Genomic DNA, 17,010 nt, shown 5'->3' on the forward strand with positions numbered 1-17,010 from the left:
GTTGCCCCGCAGACCTATTCGCGGCGCTGTTAGCCTCCAGTGGTCCGCCGTTGTTGCGACGTTGACTAGAACTCACCGGAACCTCAGCGGTCTACTTTTCAGGAACCTGCGACACCGCTGCAACGGCGAGGCACCCGCCGGAATGGCCTGGTTTGCCGCGAAGTTTCTCTAGCGCTGCTCGCCGGTAGGTCTCGCTACGGTCATGGGCCTACCCAGTCGGATCGTCCCACCATCTCGCGATAGGTAGGGCCTCCCAGGTGTCACATCATCGTCGAGCATCTGCCTGTCTGGATCTCGACGTGGACCGGCGAGCTTCTGACGCATAGCACCTGCCCGCTGACCTTCAGTTGGGTATGGCGCATGAACGCGCCTCTCACACAAGGGATGCGGTGGCCGGTAGTGGGTGGGTGGTGGTGTCGTTGATGCCGAAGAGCTTGACGGTGCGCTCGGCGATTCCGTTGCGGCGGGTGACTATGCCCCCGGTGATGGCCGCGGCGAACAAGATGGTGGGTATCCAACCAAGAAGGTGCACAAGGAGTCCCGTGGTCAGCGCAGCCGCCAGGGTAACGATCATGGTGGTTGCCCACAGTCCGAGCGCCACCAGAGGGCGTGGGCCGAGGCGTCCGGTGAGGCGTAGCCCGTCAGCGTGCCAGCGTCCCATAATGAACAGCATCACTACGACGAGCATCCCGAGTAACGCGTAGAGCGTCAATGCCACTGGGGAGGTGGCCCACGCCCGAATGTTCTGGGATGCAGGAGCGTCAGTCCAGTGCGCGAATGTGGTGGCATCGGCGGAGAAGAAGCGTTGGTAGCCGGTGCCGTTCCAGCCGTAGCTAAGGATGAAGAACAGCGCGAAGTAGCCGGCCACCATCTGCATGAAGGCCCACTGCATGTGGCCGCGGGTGATGAGCCATCGAGTCACCAGGTATCCCAGTACGCCTTGGGTGGTGTTGGTGGCGGCGAACACGGCGACCAGCCAGACCGGCAGAGCGTCATGGGTGGGTGCGGCGTGCATGGTTTCCCAGCTGGTGAAGCCCCACAGCAGCCATGCCCCGCTGGGGGCGAACAGGCCGGCACAAAACAACATGGTGGCGGTCAGGTAGGGGTCGGTCAACGCTGACTGCCATCGCGGCCGATCGATGGGTGTGTGCCGGGGGGCGCGGGCGGCGGATCGGAGTTGGTGGGTGGCCGACAGTGCGAGGCTGGCACCGATACTGTACGACCAGAACACATCAAGTTGCACCATTGCGATGTTTCTCCCTTGGGGCTCAACGGAATATGGGGCTGGGGGCTTGGCGCGGCAGTTGCGCGACGGGGCGGGGTTTTACTGCGACGCGGCGGTGTTCTCGGTTGGTGGGATCGGCTGGAAATTGTGGGGCCGGTTGCGGTACTGCGGTGGCGGGGCGTAGCGGGGCGGTGCTGTCAGCAGTGGTGCGTCGGCGGGCAGATCGCCGCGGACGCGAAGCCACCCTTGCCGTGCTCGCGGGTGCATGCGGGCCCGCTCGGGCAGTACCCGCCACACCAGCCGCAGCACGAGGTTGATGGCATCGAAAATCCGTTGGTGAGTGCGGGTCCATTTCAGCCCGGCGAGCCGACGCACCGGCCCGGGATACATCCCGGTCGCATACAGGCGGAAGATCGGCATCCCGATTCCGTTGAGGACGCCTCGGTACAGCGGTGCGGGGATCCAGCGCGGTGGCGTGTTGTGCACGCCGAATCGGTAGTAGAACAGATCCTTGAATGCCTGGGTCATCACCAGTTCGTGGCTGACCATGTGGTCCCAGTAGACCCAGAACGTGTCCAGGGTGTCTGGTTCGTCTCGGTACTTGATGCCGTACTGGCGCCAGATCACCTTGAACTCTTCGAACAGCTGCTCCTGTTGCCCCTTGGTGAATCCACCGTAGAAGTTCTCGGCCATCTCCAGGGCTGCGACGATGTAGGTGGCGTGTGCCCAATAGAACGTGTCCGGGCGCAGCGCAGGGGCGCGGCGTCCGGTGCTGTCGGTCGACACCAGCCCGCGGTGATACTGCACCAATTCCTGAGATGTCTGGTGGGCGCGCTCACCGTCGAAAGCGGTGCCCAAGATCGTGTACAGCGATCGCAGCAACCGCTGCATCGGTTCCTGTTTGACCGTGGAGTGTTCCTCCACGACTGCGGCCAACCCGGGATACAGGTTTTGAATCGTGCCGCCCCAGAACACATAGGGCACCACCCGCGAATCAGCGAACAACCGCCAGAACAGCGAATCGGGCCCAAGGGGGGTGATCGGTGTGTCCGGGTCTGCCGGAATGCTCACGCTCATGTTTGACGTCCTCCCATGTGTCATTTGGTGAACATACTCACCAAACCAGCATTTGGTGATACTGTTCACCAAAGGATGTGGGTTCGTCAAGCAGGCATGCCCGATCCCATATCGAGGCGAGGGGTTACCTAGGATCGATTCGACGATGAGGACACCGAACCGATACCGGTACACCGGATTGAGCGTTGCCGAGCGTAAGGAGCGCCGGCGGGTGGCGCTGCTAGAGGCGGCCCTGGATGTGCTGGCCGAGTCCGGTGTCGAAGCGATCACTGTGCGTGGCGTCTGCCGTCGGGCGGAACTCAACGACCGCTACTTCTACGAGCACTTCACGAGCTGTGATGAACTGCTCGGCGCGCTGGCCGACTACGGGCTGCATGCGCGGCTGCTGCCGGACCTAGGAGTCCGGCTGACTGACGCGGGATCAGATCCCGCCAAATGGGCTCGGGCAGCTACCGAGGCCACTCTGTCGATTGTCGATGACGACCCCCGCTGGCGACACCTCATCGTCAACATGACGGCCACCCCGGCCCTGCGAGAACGCCGTGACAACGCTGTCTCGCTGATCGCTCAACTCATGCAAAGTGCGGCCGAGGAACTTCTCGATCAAAACGATCGTCAAGCACAACTTACCTCAATTGTGTTGGCGTCGGGCATCTTCGAAGTCGTGGTGCGTTGGGCTCGCGGTGTTCTCGACATCGATCGCGCCCAGCTCGCCGACTACCTGGTCGACTTGCTCGTCGGTGTCGGGAACATCGCGAACCAGGAACGATAGGGCCCGCCTTAATACGACCCCAGGTAGCGGTCGGCGAGGGTGGAGGCGCAGTCCTCTGCCCGGCCGCGCTTGGCACTGGCAGCCAAACCATCCCGACGCCAGCGCAGAACTCATCGCCGAGGCCTACGACGCCTCAAACAGCTGACACAGCTAGCTCGCCGTCGAGTGCCGACGATCAGGCACGAGCATCGTCGGAGGCGGCGGGGTTGTGTTTTGATCGGGTCTGGGCCAGACGGAAGGAATCAGTTCCAGTTTCGATGATGTTGCCGCCGAAAGTAAGTCGGTCCACGATGGCCGCGCATAGCCGTGGGTCGGTGAATGTCTTGGTCCACCCAGAGAAACTCTCGTTAGACGCAATCGCCACCGAAGCCTTCTCCTCGCGTTCGGTGAGCACCTGAAACAGCAGTTCAGCGCCGCGCCGGTCGAGCTCCATGTAGCCCAGCTCATCGATGCAGAGCAGATCGACCCGGCCGTAGCGAGCGATGGTCTTGGACAGTTGCTTGTCGTCGGCGGCCTCGACGAGTTCGTTGACCAGCTTGGTGGCCAACGTGTACTTCACCCGGTACCCGGCCATCGCCGCCTCGGTGCCCAACGCGATCAGCAGATGGCTCTTACCGGTGCCCGAATCGCCGATCAAGCACAGCGGCAACCCTTTCTTGACCCATTCGCATTTGGCCAGCGTGTGCACCGCGGCCGCGTCAACTTGAGGGTTGGCGTCGAAATCCCACGCCCGCAACGACTTGTCGCGGGGGAAGCCGGCGGCTTTGATCCGCCGCGTAGCACGGCGCCGGGCCCGGTCATCGCATTCGGCCATCAAGAGTTCGGCCAGAAATCCGCGATAGGACATCTGCTCGGCGGCGGCCTCGTCGGCCAGCTCGGCGAAGTTGACGCGAATCGTCGGCAAGCGCAGCATCCGGCAGGCCTGCTCCACAGCAGCGTCAGCAGCTTGCTCGGTCAACCCGCGCCGGTGCGGCAAACCGGTGCTCGCAGAAGTCGTACTCATGAGGTGGCGGTGTCCTTCCTAGGATTGCGCAGCAGAGCGTCGTAGGCCGCCACCGAGGGCAGCGGCCGAGAATCAGTAGGCAGTGCGGCCAGTCGTCGCGCGGTCAGCGACGCCACGGCCTCGGCCTCGTCTGCGGTTTCATGGCGTACGCCCTGGTGTTCAGAAGTGTTGTCCTCAGCCGCCTTTCGCGCCTCTAAGACCACGGAGTCGGCAGTCAGCGCCCCGGCGCCCAGGGCGCGGACCAACCCTATGACCACCAGTTCATGCGGCAGATGCCGGTGCGCCAGCAAGACGGCGATCAGTTCGCGGGTGCCGGTAGCGTCGCCGTGAGTCTTGCGGGCCGCTGCCCACCAGGCGTCGTGCACCGGGGAACCGACGCGGCGATCCAGGTCATCGGCGTCCCATTTGTCGATCATGGCGTTCAGTTCGGCGATCGATTCGATCTGCGGAACCGGAACGAAGTGATTGCGGCGGAACCCAGCCGATCTGGCCTTCCACACCGCCCTTCTCATGGGCACCCTGCACTCCGGGTTGGCAGTAGAACGCCCTCGATCCCGTAGTGGGACCGGAACGCCACCCAACGGTCGTTTTCCACCCGATGCCGCGACAAACCCAACACCGCCGAAACCGCCGATTTCAAGTTGTCGTAACGGATCCGACTGAACGGCACACCGACGAGAACCTCGAAGGCGTGCACATGGCCCTCCAAGAACGCTTCCTGCCCAGCCGACAGGAACACCCTTCTCCGCACTACTGACCAGGTGGTTTGCATTGTCGTGCAATGGCTTTCATCCGAGCGATTCGGTTCCGTATTCACCTGTGCTATCGCGCTGGCGAAGCCGTTCCGCTTGGTCCTTCTTGTTCGCGATGTGCCGCAAGCTCTCTTCGAGTGCGGCGACTTCGCCGAGCCAGCGCATCCGGCGTGCTTCGACGAGGCGTTCGTGGGTGTTGGCCTCAATCTCGAGCAGCCGCGGCGGCTGTTTCAACGACATTCGCAGCATCGGGCAACGGACACAGGAATTTTCGTGCTGGCAGGGCGTCCCGTATGGCCGGTCGCAGCGGCCGAGGGCGACTTGTCGCAGGTTGAAGTGGTCGCGGAACTCGTCCCATTCGGCGTCGGTGGGTTCGCGGTATTCGTCGCTGGGGCAGCGCTCACGCCGTTGGTCGACGAAGTGCCGGTAGTGCTTGATCACTTCCTCGGGATAGACGGCGACATAGCCTTGCGTGGTGTTCAAGTCCAAGTGTCCCAGTACTTTTGCCGCAATGTGAATGGGTAGGCCGCCGTTGACGGTCTCGGTGGAGAAGACTCTTCGGAAATCGTGTGGAGTGAACACCAGCGGCTTGCCGTCGACATCGACGATCTCGGCGCGTTCGGCCAACTTGGCAAGGAGTTCGCGGACCCGGCCTGGGCTCAATACTTCCCGGCGGTGCCGCAACGCGTGCTGGAACAGGTGCGGCAGCGGGGGCCCGAAGGTTCGCTCGTAGATGTCGTAGCGGCTTAGCAGCGGCACTTTGCCGTTGTCGTTCTTGATGCGGCGAATGATGCGGGCGAGCACACCGACCACTTCCGGGTCCGCTGGTAGGACGCGTTCTCGGTCGGTCTTCGATGGGCTGGTCTGCAGCAGCGGCATCATCTCGCCGGTGGGTGTCTGGTATTGCCGGAAGCTGAGGTGAGTCAGTTCGAGCAGTTCCTCGATCCGAATACCGGTGCGGCGCAGGATCTCCACGATCGCCCATGTCCAGAACGCGTTTTCCTCCCGGCGTTCGGCGTCGAACCGGGTTTTGGGGTTGCCGTGCTCATCAAGCGGAACGACGAACAGCGCCGATGGCCGCCAGTTACTGGTTTCGCGTCCAGCACGACGGAACCGTACCTCGTCGACGGTGAATTCGTCGCCCGGTCGGGCCTTGCGGCCGACGCCGAGTAGTCGTTCGGCAACAGCGAGTTCGTTCTCTGCGGCGTGGACGAGTCGGGGCAGCACCGGGATGAGGGTGCGGGTGCGTTCCTGCATCCGCGCTTGACGGCGCCGGGTTTCCTTCCCGTAGCCAGCCACGTCGGTTTCCCGAATTGGGCAGGGCACCGCCCATTGTGCCCAGCGGGCTGGATCTTCGAGTGACCATTGGCGTAGGTCTAGGTAGAACGATCGCACGACCAGGACGACCGTGTGCGCGTTGCGACGGGGGCGGCCGTTGGGCAGCACCCGGATCCGCTGCTTCCATGCTGCGGCGACGTCGCTGGGCAAGTGCAGCGATGCGATGCCGGGATGGTGGCGTTCGAGATCACACCAGAACAAGTCGGTGAGGGCCTGCACCTGGTTGACCAGTGTGCCGTAGTCGATAAGCGCGGAACGCTCCACGAGGTAGTGGATCAGCACGGCACGAATCACGCCGTTGGCGATCGGGTATTTGTCGACCAGCTCAGCCACGCTCAACTGACCGCGATTGCGGGCCTCACGCAGCGTCGGAGGTAGTCCAGTGAGCCCGCCCGCTCCGTGCAGCAGCTCATAGGCCAGTGGCAGCGCAGGTACCTTTCGACTGCTGGCTCGGCGTGCGGCGACGTAATCGTCGAAGTCGTCGAGGTTCAGCGCGAGTAGATCCTTGCCGGTCACGATCACCATGCGGGTCAACAGGTTCAGCGCCTCGTCGGCGTATTCCTTGTAGGTATCTCGCGGCAGCAGCCGTCGTTGGATTTGAGCGAAGGTGGGCGCCTGGTTGTGTCGACGGAAGTCGGCGTAGAGGCCGAGGTTGCGGCTGCCAGACAGCCACGGGTAGCAAGGGCGGACCGCGCGGAAGACGATGAGCATCCGCATCCCTAACGTCAGGTTCTGCCGCTGTGCTGGGTCAAGTCGTCCGGTCCCCAACGTGTTCCCAATTCGTCCGAACCGCTGAGCAACCAGCGATCCTGCCAATCCTCACCGGGGAAGGTCTCCAGCCAGTTCAAGACGCGGTTCATGCCGCGCTCCAGCCGCCACCGCTGTTGATAGCGAGCATCAGGGTTAAACATCAAGGGCACCAGCCGCAGAAGCTCCACACGCGATGCCCGCTCGCGGCCCTCGGGCGTTACAGGTGATGGGACTTTGGCTGCCGGCGCCATCAGGACAGCGGGATCGCGCATGCTGACCGGGGTGCGGGCCAGACGCCCGTGTCGCATGGCCATCAGCTGGGCCCAAACACGTCGGCAAGATCCTGCGGATCGTAGGACCACCCGTCGAGCGGTTGTGGTGTCGGTCGTGGGCGGGTGTAGTGCTCGTGCACCTTCGCGATCACCTCGTCGGGTCTCGGTCGCAGATAATAACCGGTGGTGGTGATCTGACGGTGTCGCATCACCTGCTGCACATCGACGAGGCTGACCTGCGGATCGTCGACCAGCCGCAAGCACAGGGTATGTCTGAGGTCGTGCGCGCTGATGTTGGTGTCGAGCCTCTCGTTGATCCGACGCAGGACTGCTCGCAACGCCGTATAGGTCAACGGACGAAACGGTCTCCTTCGGGTCCACCACAACGCCTCGTGTGTTCCCGGGCGCACACCTTCGTCGGCGAGCTCACCCAGATACAGGGCCAACCAGGAGAACGCTTCTGGGGACGCTGGACACGCCTGCTTTGCCCCGCCCAAACCCTTGCCGCGCACAAAGATTCGACCATCACCAGGATGCGCATCCGACACGGTCATGCCGAGCAATTCCCCAGCACGGGCCCCGCTAGACAACAACATGGCGAACAGGGCGCGGTCGCGGTGGCAATCGAGTTCCCCGAACAACTCGTCGAGCACGTCGTCGGGCACCGCCCGCGGGTCTCGGTCCGGCTGTTTCTGCCGGTAGGTGGCGCGCCGATGCAGCGCGAAGGGCTCCAGTGGGTTGTGATGCGCATTCAGTCGGCGGCCGTGGCCGGACTGTGGCGGCACCGGCGACACCACCGGCCCCTCGCCGGTCCTCTGATGGAAGTCGTAAAACGCCGCCAACACCGACAGGGCGTGGTTAATCGTCGCCGGGGCATATCCCGGTGCCAGGTACTGCTTGCCGGTGCGCGGGTTCACCGAACCCGATACCGCTTGCTCTGTGCGGCGCCGCTCCCGAGCGGGGTTGTGGGCGGTGCGCAGCCACAACACGAAATCGCGTACCTCGGAGCGTTGCGCTCGATCCCACGCGACGTCGACCGTCGCAAGAAACCGCCACCATCGCAGTAAGTCGAAGGCATAAGAGCGGCATGAGGAGGCGCTGTTCCCGCAGGCAACGAAGTCTTGCAAGAAGTCGCTGATCGCCGCGAGCGGCTCCTGGGCTGCATCGGTCACCACCCAGGGCAACGCCGCCTTACCGGTCGCGCACACCCCGCCGATCCGGGTGACAGTCTTCGGCAACTCTGCGCCCGATCGCTGCTCCATGAACCCATCCCGTCGTCGATCTGTGTCACTGGATCGACAGAGTTCTCGGCCTCGCGCGCAGTTGGTCGTCGGACACGCCGCATTAGGTCGATGCACCGCGCGACCCGAAAACGACAACCGCAACGAGAACAACGTGCACGTCACCGGCTGACCGCGCAGCTCGACGACCACATCACCGAAGTCGACCTCGGCTTCCTCCCCGGGCCTGTGCGACTGCGGCACGAACACCTCGATCGGGGCCCGGCCGGATTCGGCGAGAATCTCCGCGCGGCGCATCGACACATACGCGCGCACCCGCGAATACGACAATTCGGCCTGATGCTCCTCGCGCAGCCGATCGAAGATCCGCTTAGCCGTATGACGCTGTTTGCGCGGGGCGGTCAGATCTGTCCGCAGCCAACTGTCGATGACCTCGCGGTAACCGTCGATCTTGCTGCCCCGGTTCGGATAGTGCTTTCGTTCCGAAGGCCAGGCCGACCCCAAGGCCTTGTGCACCGTTGTCCACGACACCCGGTACTCACGCTGAATCGCCCGCGCCGACTTCCCAGCGCGAGCATCCCGGCGGATCGCCGCGTACAGCTCCAACTTCGACCCCGAAGGCCGCACACAGACATCCAAGCCACGCCACATGGACAGCCGGTGACTCCCGAATTCACAGTCAACAACACATTCGCCACAACACCGACTCCGAAATTCGTGATCAAACGACTCCCGAATCGGCGGTCAGAATCACCGACGCGGCCGCTGCGGCGTTGGATGCGTTCGAGGCCGAATGGGGCAATCGATATCCGGCGGCAATTCGGTTGTGGCGCAACGCTTGGAGTCAATTCGTCCCGTTCCTGGACTACGACACCGAAATAACGAAGGTGATCTGCTCGACTGATGAAATTGTCAAGGTGAGCGGGGAGTGGTGGCGGGTTTGCGGGGTTGCCAGTGAGCCACGAGGACTTCGTAGGCCCGTTCGGCCTGTTCGACGATCGCGTTCTCCTCGTGGCGGCGGTGCTTGCTGTTGTCGGCCGCCGCGGGTTGGCGATGGTTCCCACGCCGCGACGGTGCCCCTGCGGCCAGCTCGAACGGCATTGCTGCACAAGACAAATGGACTTCGACACCGGCACATCGCGGTTGCTATCGATCGGCCCGTGTCCACGGTGCTGCGCTGGCTGCGCCGCCCTACCAGGGCATACCTGGAACGCATCTACCGAGGCGGCACCCGACAGCTACTGGCACTGGACCCTGACGTTCACCGCGCTGGGCAACACCGCAACCTGCTGCATCACGCGTTGTCGATCCTGTCGGCAGCCGCCTACTGTGAACGCCACCGATACGGCATCGACGACCCGCCCTGGACCCTGATCGGGCCCTACACCGCGGTCGCCTCTTTGCCGCCACCGGCCTAGCCTCATCATGGCCCCGCGAGCCATCGGGGGCGCCGTTCGGCACGCCCGCCGGCGCCCGTCACCACGACGACCAGCACGTCGCCGCGCCGACCAACCCGTCACTTTGCAGACCAACTCCCGAAATCACGTCCGCACCGACAGTGACGGCATCATCTGCATACTCAGCGACGGCCAACAGTGCGCAACGCCCGACGCTAACAGCATCACTTCGCCGGTGGAGGTACGCGTCCGCGCGTCCGGGTCAACAACGTGGTCACCGGGCTTCCGGGTTCGCCGCGGCGATGTTGCCGAGGTAGTAGTCCCGTTCGGTGCTGCCAGGCGCCATCGGGTGCGGCGGGGCCGCCATACCGGGCTGCAGTGGCGCCAGCAGCTGGTCCTTGCCGTAGATCAGGTCGGCGCGGTTGTCGTCGGCCATTTCGTAGTCGTTGATCATCGTCAGCGCTCGCGTCGGGCAAGCCTCGATGCAGAACCCGCAGCCGATGCAGCGCAGGTAATTAATCTGATACACCCGCCCGTAGCGCTCGCCCGGCGAAAAGCGTTCGGCCTCGGTGTTATCGGCGCCCTCCACGAAAATCGCGTCGGCCGGGCAGGCCCACGCGCACAGCTCACACCCGATGCACTTCTCCAACCCGTCGGGCCATCGGTTGAGCTGATGGCGGCCGTGATAGCGCGGCGCCACCGGGCCCGGCTTCTCCGGATACCCCTCGGTGACTGGCTTCTTGAACATCGCCGAAAACGTCACGCGAAAACCCGCGATGGGTTTGAGGAATGTAAACATGTGTGCCCTCCTGGGTCGCGCCGACTTCGAGTGCGCCGGGCCTCCTGCACTGCCTGCCCCGAGCTTGGCCACGTACACATGAACCTGAGACCCTAGACTAGGCCGTGTCATCAACCGGCATTCCTCGAAACAGCCCTGTCACGTCACCTCAGCGGGAACATCAAGATACACCCGAATCCCAGGGGTGTCGCTAGCTCCTCTGTCAAGCGGCGGCCAGAGTGGTCTGGGTCTAAGAGTAACGGTGGATCTGGTCTTGGTCTGACACGCCGGGCGTGAGCTTGGCGGGAAGGACAGATGATGTCCGAAACACCATCAGCATGATCCTGCGTCCTATCCGCTGTGCTGGACACTACGAAGATCATCTCAATTTGCCGAAACGAGGAGCAGATCAGTGCCTGATGATCGCTGCAGCGATCTTCGCGCCCCGACTTCCTCGACCGCGCCTTGGGAATCGTCGAATCAATCCGGATCTCGGTGCAGCGACGCCAGGAGGCTGCGCGCGATGTCGTACAGCTTGACGTTGCGGTGTTGGGATTCTTCGACGAGGAGCCGGAACGCTTCGTCGGCCGTGCATCCGCGGTCGGACATCAACGCCCCTTTGGCTTGGTCGATTTCGGCCCGCGACGTCAGGGCGCGTTCGAGCTGGGCGATGGTGTCCCTGCTCTGTTGCCATAGGCGGGCGTTGGTGATGGCTGCGCTGGCTGCGACGGTGTAAAGCCGCATCAGCCCTTCATCGAAAGGGTCGAACGCCGACACGGTGTAGCTGTAGACGTTCAAGGATCCGAGCAGTTCGACGTCGTCATCGCCAATCAACAGCGGCACCGACAATATCGCCTGAATACGGAGTTGCTCGGCGGCCTCGGAGAATTCCGGCCACCGGGTGTCACCGCTGATCTCCATCCGCACCGGGATCCTACGTTGGGCCGCCTCGACGCACGGTCCGCGGCCTGACTCTTGCTGAAGGTGGTCAAGCCCGATGATCCGTTCGTCGGTGCACACCGGAGTGCGACGAGTGTCGCCATTGAACACCGTGATGCTCACGGCGTCGGCATCGGGGATCGCTCGTGCCGCGGTCTGGGCCACTCGGGCCAAGACGTCATCAAGCGGCTCTTCCCCAGCGAGAATGCCGCGAAGGTCGGCGATCGCCTCCGAGGTTGCATCCAGGCGCCGCAAGGGATCCGGGCGATCGTTGCCTGTCATTGCCTCGCCGTCCTCCAGCCTGGCTCATCGTCACCAGCCGTGTCGGCACTGGCTCAACGGAATCGTAACGGCGTAAACGCGCCAAGCACCGTAGAACGGGCGCCGCTCAACCGGAAATCCCATGACGATGACGCGTGCAACACCTCAGCGGTGCCGCGGTTCTTGATCTCGGCGGTGCGCACCGACAGCCGGAACTTCACCAAAGGGGCACGGGTGCCTGCGAAGGCGTGCGAGGTGGCGCCTGCATCGTCAGGAGTTTTGCAATCGTGCGCCGTCGACGTGGTCGACGAAATGGGCGATGACGGCCTCACTGCGCATGCGCTCGGCCGGCGGCCAGTTTTGCGCATGCCGTGCCGACGAGGTCAACCAGACGGGTGAAACGCGGGATCGCAGGTTTGAATGCCGACTTCGCGCACGTGTTCTTGACGTAGCTGTCGGATGACGCGGCATGGCCTTGGCCTGCAGGGTGATCCGCCGGGAGCTGCCGTTGCCGCGGGGCGCCGGTCCAGATTTCCGTATTGGGCGCGGCGATCCGAGAGATCCAGGGCGTTTCGGCGTGGGCATCAGCCGGGGACCGGCGCCAGCTTTGCCGGAGCTGTTGTGCCCCCTTCCGATTCCCAGCGCTCTTGAGCAATGGACGCCTGGATGCGCCTGTCGCGATCTCGGGGGCTGATCATCAGGAGACTGTCGGTGGTGGCGGCGTTGCCGGGTTGGGCTGCGGTCATCATGATGGTATGGGCGTTGTCAGCGTCGGTATTTGGCGCAATCACCAGCAGCACAAGCCGGTCCCGGTCACCGTCGAGCCCGAGAACTTCAATGGTGTTGATCGCTTGGAGTCGGTATCCGTCCAGACGTACCGCACGGCCGCCGGTGACGAGCTTCCGTGGCGCTTTGTCCCATGTGTTGAGCTTGTACAGCACCCGGTCAATGCGGCCCAGCCGTTCCGAGAGCACCGCCAACAGGTCTGGCAACTCTGCGCTGAGATCATCGGTGTGCGGCCACCACGCCCCGTCGACGTATCCGCTATGCGGTGCCGTGGGTTTCAACCGCAACCGCGGAGTGCGAGCCGGCGCGGTGGCGTTCTGAGAGGTTGTGCGAGTCTGCTGTTGCGTCATGGCGACGCTCCCGTCCCGGCCGCGAATCGGCCATATTCTTGGAATCGACGATTGACACGCGTGGTTTGCGTATACGAAGTTGCGCCGACGTCTGTGAAAATTACGCCGCTCCCGCGTGATGGGCGGTTGCGGCCTCTTTGATTGTTTAAGTTGTTGCGCTTGTGTCGATTTGCGGTCCACGTCGAGGCTCCTCGACGCGTGCACGGTGTGTGCTTTGCTCTGTTGGCCGTGAGCTTTCTTTGGGGTCGGCGGTTCTGCGTGCTTGGGATGTAAGCGAAGCCGGCAACATCGTGTCCGCGCGGTCCCATTGGGTCGTGGCGCTGTTCGGAGGACGTCGCTGCCACACTGTCGTGGACGTCGGCGAGTCCGTGCCGACCGGCTCGGGACGCAATGCTGCCGGCTTTTGTCGGTGCAACTCCGCGTTGGCGGCGGCGTCGGCGGACCACGCCTCGCACTGTCCAAATGGTGCCGGCTCCTCGTTGGCGGCCACGCCGATCTTGCCATCCTTCGCGGGGTTGCGTTTGTTGTGTTTGTTGCCCGCCATCCACGCGAAGACAGCAACCGGCATCACCACCGCGAACACCACGAGGGAAGTGAAAACAATATTGCTGGTAGCCATATCGGCTCCTCGGGGGCTGGATGAAACGTGAGCAAAGCATGTAATCGGTTGCACCCCAGGTACTTCATCGCGCGGTTAGCGATATGAGCGAGCTTCACCTGCAGAGTGCCCAAGCTTCCCACTGCGGGAATGGTGTAGCCGATGGGTATGGTCGCGGCTCGAGTCGGCTCGGCAAGTGAGTCGGCGTTGACACTGTCGTCCGCTGCGCCGCTCAGTAATAGTGTCGGCGGCCGCCGACGGCGTGGCCCATCCGTCCCATGAGCATCAGGAGTAGACCGACGACGAGCAGTATGACTCCGATGACCAAGACGACATGCGCGAACGCGAACGTCGGGACCAGGCTGGGGAGCAGGAGCCCCAGGACGATGAGGATGATTCCGAAAACAATCATGGCACTTGCCTTAATTCTGTGTAGAGGTGACCGAGCACGGTGTGGGCCGGGTCAGTGTTTAAAGGCGTCTTTGACCTTGGCGCCTGCCTGTTTGGCGTTGCCCTTGAATTGATCGGCACGCCCTTCAGCACGCAGGCGCGTATTGCCGGTGGCGCGGCCGATGAGTTTTTTTACCGCACCCTTGGCGGCTTCGGCTTTGTGGGCGATCTTTTTACCGACGCTCATTGCGGACTCCTTGATCTTCGGTGTCGATGGCCCGCGAGCGCGGGCTCAGAGGGTCGGCCGGAGCTGGCCTACCGGCGACGGTGTCGAGGCCTGCGGTGCGAATCGGTTGCCGACCATGCCACCACCGGCCGAAGCGGGATGTCTCTCTCGCCGCAAGCGGGCCGCTGGGGGCCACGCCCGCACGTATGACTGCGTCGTCGTGGTCGTGTTCGATCCGCCGGTCGTGTTCCTCGTTGAGAAACGCCGTCTCACGTCGGGACTTGGCGAGGTCACGGCGGGCAGCTCGCCCGCGTCGGGCGGTGCGCCGGGCACCGGCGAGCAACACATTTAGTCCCTGCATCGCGACCGCGCCGACGGCGATCCCAAAAACGAACAGAGTGCCGGTCGACCCGGTGAGGTGATAGCCCAACGCATCGAAGTTCTCCGTCAACGGATGCGCGGGTCCCGCGTTCGCCAGAACCCCGGTGAACCCCACGACCACCGCGACGAGCAGAACAACCAATCCGATGACGAGGACCATGATCACGCTTCAATCTTGTGCTAGAAGTCCAGTACACGCCCTTTCAACGTCATTTGTCAACGGTATATGTCTACGGAATAGAACTACGTTGAAAACCGGATGGCGCGCTCGGCCCGGGAGGATCGCACAGAGGGCCGTGCCGGGCGCCGGGCTCCTCGCCGTTGCCATCTCTACGGCGTATGTCTACAGTGAAGATATCCACGGAGTTACGCAGTCGGAAGGGGTGCTTGGTCCATGGTTCAATCGCCAGCCGGTCCGTCAGGCGCGCAGGGCAACGCCCCGAGTACCGACCTCACCGTGAACGGCCAGAACGGGCCGATCACTCGCGCAGCGGTCCTGGCCGGCGCGTTGGACATCATTGACCGACATGGCGTTGACGCGCTGTCGATGCGCCGCCTCGGGCAGGCGGTGGGACGTGATCCGATGGCGATCTACAGGCACGTCCCGAACAAGGCGGCCGTCCTCGACGGGGTGGTCGAGATAGTCTTCGAACAACTCTGCGTGGACACCACAACGGCGGACTGGGTCGCCGCCTTGCGCCGACTGGGCCACGATTTCCGCGACCTGGCACGCGCGCACCCCCACGTGGTTCCGCTGCTGGTCACCCGCCCCCTGTCGACACCGCTGGGGATGCGCCCGCCCGGAATACTGCGGCATCTCGAAGAGGTTCTCGCACTGTTGACCCGGTGCGGCTTCACCGGCCGCGACGCACTGCGCGTCTATCGGGCGTTGTTTGGGTTTTTGTACGGCCATGTGCTCACCGAGCTGCAGGAGATCGTCGAGCGCCCCGAGGAAATCGATCACGTGTTGCGGCTCGGGCTGCACCGGTTGCCGATCGGCGAATTCCCGCACGTGCGTGACCTCGCACCGGACTGGGCCGCCTACGACGGGCGGGCCGAACTCGACCGCGGACTCGACATTCTGCTCAGCGGACTGGCCACCCGACTCGGCGTGCCCGACGCACCGTCCGTGCCCGCACCAGAACCGCCATAAGCGAAACCACCACGAACGGCCGTGACCACCATGGCGCACCCGAAATTCCCTGTCTTGTTGCCACTCCGGCGACTTCGACTGGCGGTCAGACGCCGATGGCAATAACAGACGTAGCCGAATACGCCCACCTCAGCGAGGCAGACCTGCACGCGCTCGGGGCGTCTCTGGACGCCATCCGGCGCGACACCGAGAATTCACGCGGCGCCCGCGACAGGGCATACATCCTGCGCGCCATCGCCCTTCAGCGGTGCCTGGAGGTCGCCGCACGGCTGATCATCGCCGCCAGCCGCAGCAAGACGGGCTGTGCACTGGGCACCGCGGCGCTTGCCACCGCCAAGAGCATCGAGAACATGGAACTCGGCCACAACATCTGCCACGGTCAATGGGATTGGATGAACGACCCCGAGATCCACTCCAGCACCTGGGAGTGGGACATGGCCGGCGTGTCCTCGCAGTGGCGCTACGCCCACAATTACCGCCACCACGTCTTCACCAACATCATCGGCATCGACGACGACCTCGGATACGGCATCATGCGGGTCACCCCCGACCAACAGTGGCGGGTGAGCAATCTGTTGCAGCCGCTACGAAACATCGTGCTGGCCCTCATGTTCGAATGGGGTATCGCACTGCAGGGCTGGGAGTCTCAGACCAGACACGCGGCCACCGATACCGACAAGAGCGCCCTCACCCGAGCACTGGCCACCAAGATCGCCCGCCAAGCCAGCAAGGACTATCTGATCTTTCCTGCACTGAGTCTTCGCCGATGGCGCCGCACCCTCGCCGCGAACACGGTCGCCAACCTGCTCCGCAACGTGTGGGCCTACGTGGCCATCTGCTGCGGGCACTTCGCCGACGGCACACAGAAATTCACTCCTACCGCCCTGAAGAACGAGACCAAACCCGAATGGTATCTACGACAAATGCTGGGCACCGCGAACTTCCGCGCCGGACCGGTACTGGCATTCCTCAGCGGCAACCTCTGCTACCAGATCGAGCACCACCTGTTCCCCGACCTTCCCAGCAACCGCTACGCCCAGATCGCCCCACAAATTCGGGCCCTGTGCGCACGCTTCAACATCCCTTACACCACCGGTCCCCTTACCCGCCAGTACCTCCGCACCCTACGCACCATCACCACGCTCGCACTCCCGAATCGCGTTCCCGCGCAACCGATTGCGAAACTGTCCGAACTCACCTATGGGTGTGACCCGCTTTGGTGGACACAGGGTAAGGCGGCTTGTGCCGTCTGAGTGATCCGGTTTTCGTATTCCACCGGGTGATCATGCCGATCGCTGAGTGGCGTCGGCGGCGGTTGTAG

At 63.6% G+C, this 17,010-nt stretch carries 19 protein-coding genes and 1 pseudogene; 5 read left to right on the forward strand and 15 right to left on the reverse strand.

Translation table 11 applies throughout. The annotated features are described in order from the left end of the window. Positions 1-373 precede the first annotated feature (373 nt). Together BST13_RS26480 and BST13_RS26485 are read right to left on the reverse strand one after the other, a co-directional pair. Positions 374-1,246, reverse strand: a complete 873-nt coding sequence (locus BST13_RS26480) for a hypothetical protein (protein WP_083167262.1) — start codon at positions 1,244-1,246, stop codon at positions 374-376. A gap of 78 nt (positions 1,247-1,324) precedes the next feature. Continuing rightward, the gene (locus tag BST13_RS26485) at positions 1,325-2,302 is read right to left on the reverse strand and encodes an oxygenase MpaB family protein (RefSeq protein WP_158087198.1); all 978 of its coding nucleotides are present in this window, start codon (positions 2,300-2,302) and stop codon (positions 1,325-1,327) included. Between the two features lie 145 nt (positions 2,303-2,447). Here BST13_RS26485 and BST13_RS26490 point away from each other — a divergent pair, with 145 nt between their 5' ends. Then, positions 2,448-3,074: a TetR/AcrR family transcriptional regulator gene (locus BST13_RS26490; protein WP_083167268.1), complete on the forward strand. Its 627-nt coding sequence runs from the start codon at positions 2,448-2,450 to the stop codon at positions 3,072-3,074. A 175-nt stretch (positions 3,075-3,249) separates the two neighbouring features. Here BST13_RS26490 and istB read toward each other — a convergent pair whose 3' ends face one another. From istB to BST13_RS26520, 5 genes are all read right to left on the reverse strand, one after another. Then, positions 3,250-4,077: an IS21-like element helper ATPase IstB gene (istB, locus tag BST13_RS26495; RefSeq protein WP_083167270.1), complete on the reverse strand. Its 828-nt coding sequence runs from the start codon at positions 4,075-4,077 to the stop codon at positions 3,250-3,252. Continuing rightward, positions 4,074-4,589: a hypothetical protein gene (locus tag BST13_RS26500; protein ID WP_142282840.1), complete on the reverse strand. Its 516-nt coding sequence runs from the start codon at positions 4,587-4,589 to the stop codon at positions 4,074-4,076. The genes istB and BST13_RS26500 overlap by 4 nt, the downstream gene beginning before the upstream one ends. A 276-nt stretch (positions 4,590-4,865) precedes the next feature. Continuing rightward, on the reverse strand, positions 4,866-6,878 hold the full coding sequence (locus tag BST13_RS26510) for a tyrosine-type recombinase/integrase (protein WP_158087199.1): 2,013 nt from the start codon (positions 6,876-6,878) through the stop codon (positions 4,866-4,868). Between the two features lie 14 nt (positions 6,879-6,892). Then, complete coding sequence (locus BST13_RS26515; protein ID WP_142282841.1) at positions 6,893-7,189, reverse strand: hypothetical protein; 297 nt, start codon at positions 7,187-7,189, stop codon at positions 6,893-6,895. A gap of 41 nt (positions 7,190-7,230) precedes the next feature. Then, complete coding sequence (locus BST13_RS26520; RefSeq protein ID WP_142282842.1) at positions 7,231-9,057, reverse strand: tyrosine-type recombinase/integrase; 1,827 nt, start codon at positions 9,055-9,057, stop codon at positions 7,231-7,233. A 128-nt stretch (positions 9,058-9,185) separates the two neighbouring features. Here BST13_RS26520 and BST13_RS26525 point away from each other — a divergent pair. Next, positions 9,186-9,368: pseudogene (locus BST13_RS26525) on the forward strand (transposase); the annotation flags it as partial. Here the strand turns inward: BST13_RS26525 and BST13_RS26530 are convergent. Beyond that, positions 9,343-9,531 carry a hypothetical protein gene (locus tag BST13_RS26530; RefSeq protein WP_198344620.1) on the reverse strand — a complete coding sequence of 63 codons (189 nt, stop codon included), beginning with the start codon at positions 9,529-9,531 and terminating at the stop codon, positions 9,343-9,345. The pseudogene BST13_RS26525 and the gene BST13_RS26530 overlap by 26 nt on opposite strands. A 59-nt stretch (positions 9,532-9,590) precedes the next feature. On the opposite strand from BST13_RS26530, the gene BST13_RS39335 reads away from it, so the two are divergent. Then, on the forward strand, positions 9,591-9,848 hold the full coding sequence (locus BST13_RS39335) for a hypothetical protein (protein ID WP_170064340.1): 258 nt from the start codon (positions 9,591-9,593) through the stop codon (positions 9,846-9,848). 253 nt (positions 9,849-10,101) lie between these two features. Here BST13_RS39335 and nuoI read toward each other — a convergent pair whose 3' ends face one another. The 7 genes from nuoI to BST13_RS26565 form a co-directional block, all read right to left on the reverse strand. After that, the gene (nuoI, locus tag BST13_RS26535) at positions 10,102-10,626 is read right to left on the reverse strand and encodes an NADH-quinone oxidoreductase subunit NuoI (protein ID WP_083167283.1); all 525 of its coding nucleotides are present in this window, start codon (positions 10,624-10,626) and stop codon (positions 10,102-10,104) included. A 459-nt stretch (positions 10,627-11,085) separates the two neighbouring features. Further along, positions 11,086-11,826: a GAF and ANTAR domain-containing protein gene (locus BST13_RS26540; protein ID WP_083167286.1), complete on the reverse strand. Its 741-nt coding sequence runs from the start codon at positions 11,824-11,826 to the stop codon at positions 11,086-11,088. Positions 11,827-12,389: 563 nt separating this feature from the next. After that, positions 12,390-12,941, reverse strand: coding sequence for a DUF5994 family protein (locus BST13_RS26545; protein ID WP_083167289.1), 552 nt, complete (start codon positions 12,939-12,941; stop codon positions 12,390-12,392). A gap of 145 nt (positions 12,942-13,086) precedes the next feature. Continuing rightward, on the reverse strand, positions 13,087-13,560 hold the full coding sequence (locus tag BST13_RS26550; RefSeq protein ID WP_142282843.1) for a hypothetical protein: 474 nt from the start codon (positions 13,558-13,560) through the stop codon (positions 13,087-13,089). Between the two features lie 211 nt (positions 13,561-13,771). Continuing rightward, positions 13,772-13,951 carry a DUF6131 family protein gene (locus BST13_RS26555; protein WP_083167294.1) on the reverse strand — a complete coding sequence of 60 codons (180 nt, stop codon included), beginning with the start codon at positions 13,949-13,951 and terminating at the stop codon, positions 13,772-13,774. A gap of 51 nt (positions 13,952-14,002) precedes the next feature. Beyond that, a complete protein-coding gene (locus tag BST13_RS26560) occupies positions 14,003-14,176 on the reverse strand; it encodes a CsbD family protein (RefSeq protein WP_083167296.1) in 174 nt (57 codons plus the stop codon). Beyond that, entirely contained in the window at positions 14,163-14,696 is a 534-nt protein-coding gene (locus tag BST13_RS26565) for a hypothetical protein (RefSeq protein ID WP_083167439.1), read from the reverse strand. The genes BST13_RS26560 and BST13_RS26565 overlap by 14 nt, the downstream gene beginning before the upstream one ends. 234 nt (positions 14,697-14,930) lie before the next feature. Here BST13_RS26565 and BST13_RS26570 point away from each other — a divergent pair, with 234 nt between their 5' ends. Together BST13_RS26570 and BST13_RS26575 are read left to right on the forward strand one after the other, a co-directional pair. Next, complete coding sequence (locus BST13_RS26570) at positions 14,931-15,689, forward strand: TetR/AcrR family transcriptional regulator (protein WP_083167299.1); 759 nt, start codon at positions 14,931-14,933, stop codon at positions 15,687-15,689. Positions 15,690-15,784: 95 nt separating this feature from the next. Next, complete coding sequence (locus BST13_RS26575) at positions 15,785-16,942, forward strand: fatty acid desaturase family protein (RefSeq protein ID WP_083167301.1); 1,158 nt, start codon at positions 15,785-15,787, stop codon at positions 16,940-16,942. Positions 16,943-17,010 lie beyond the last annotated feature (68 nt).

This window comes from Mycobacterium aquaticum (assembly GCF_002086485.1).
Classification (GTDB): domain Bacteria; phylum Actinomycetota; class Actinomycetes; order Mycobacteriales; family Mycobacteriaceae; genus Mycobacterium; species Mycobacterium aquaticum.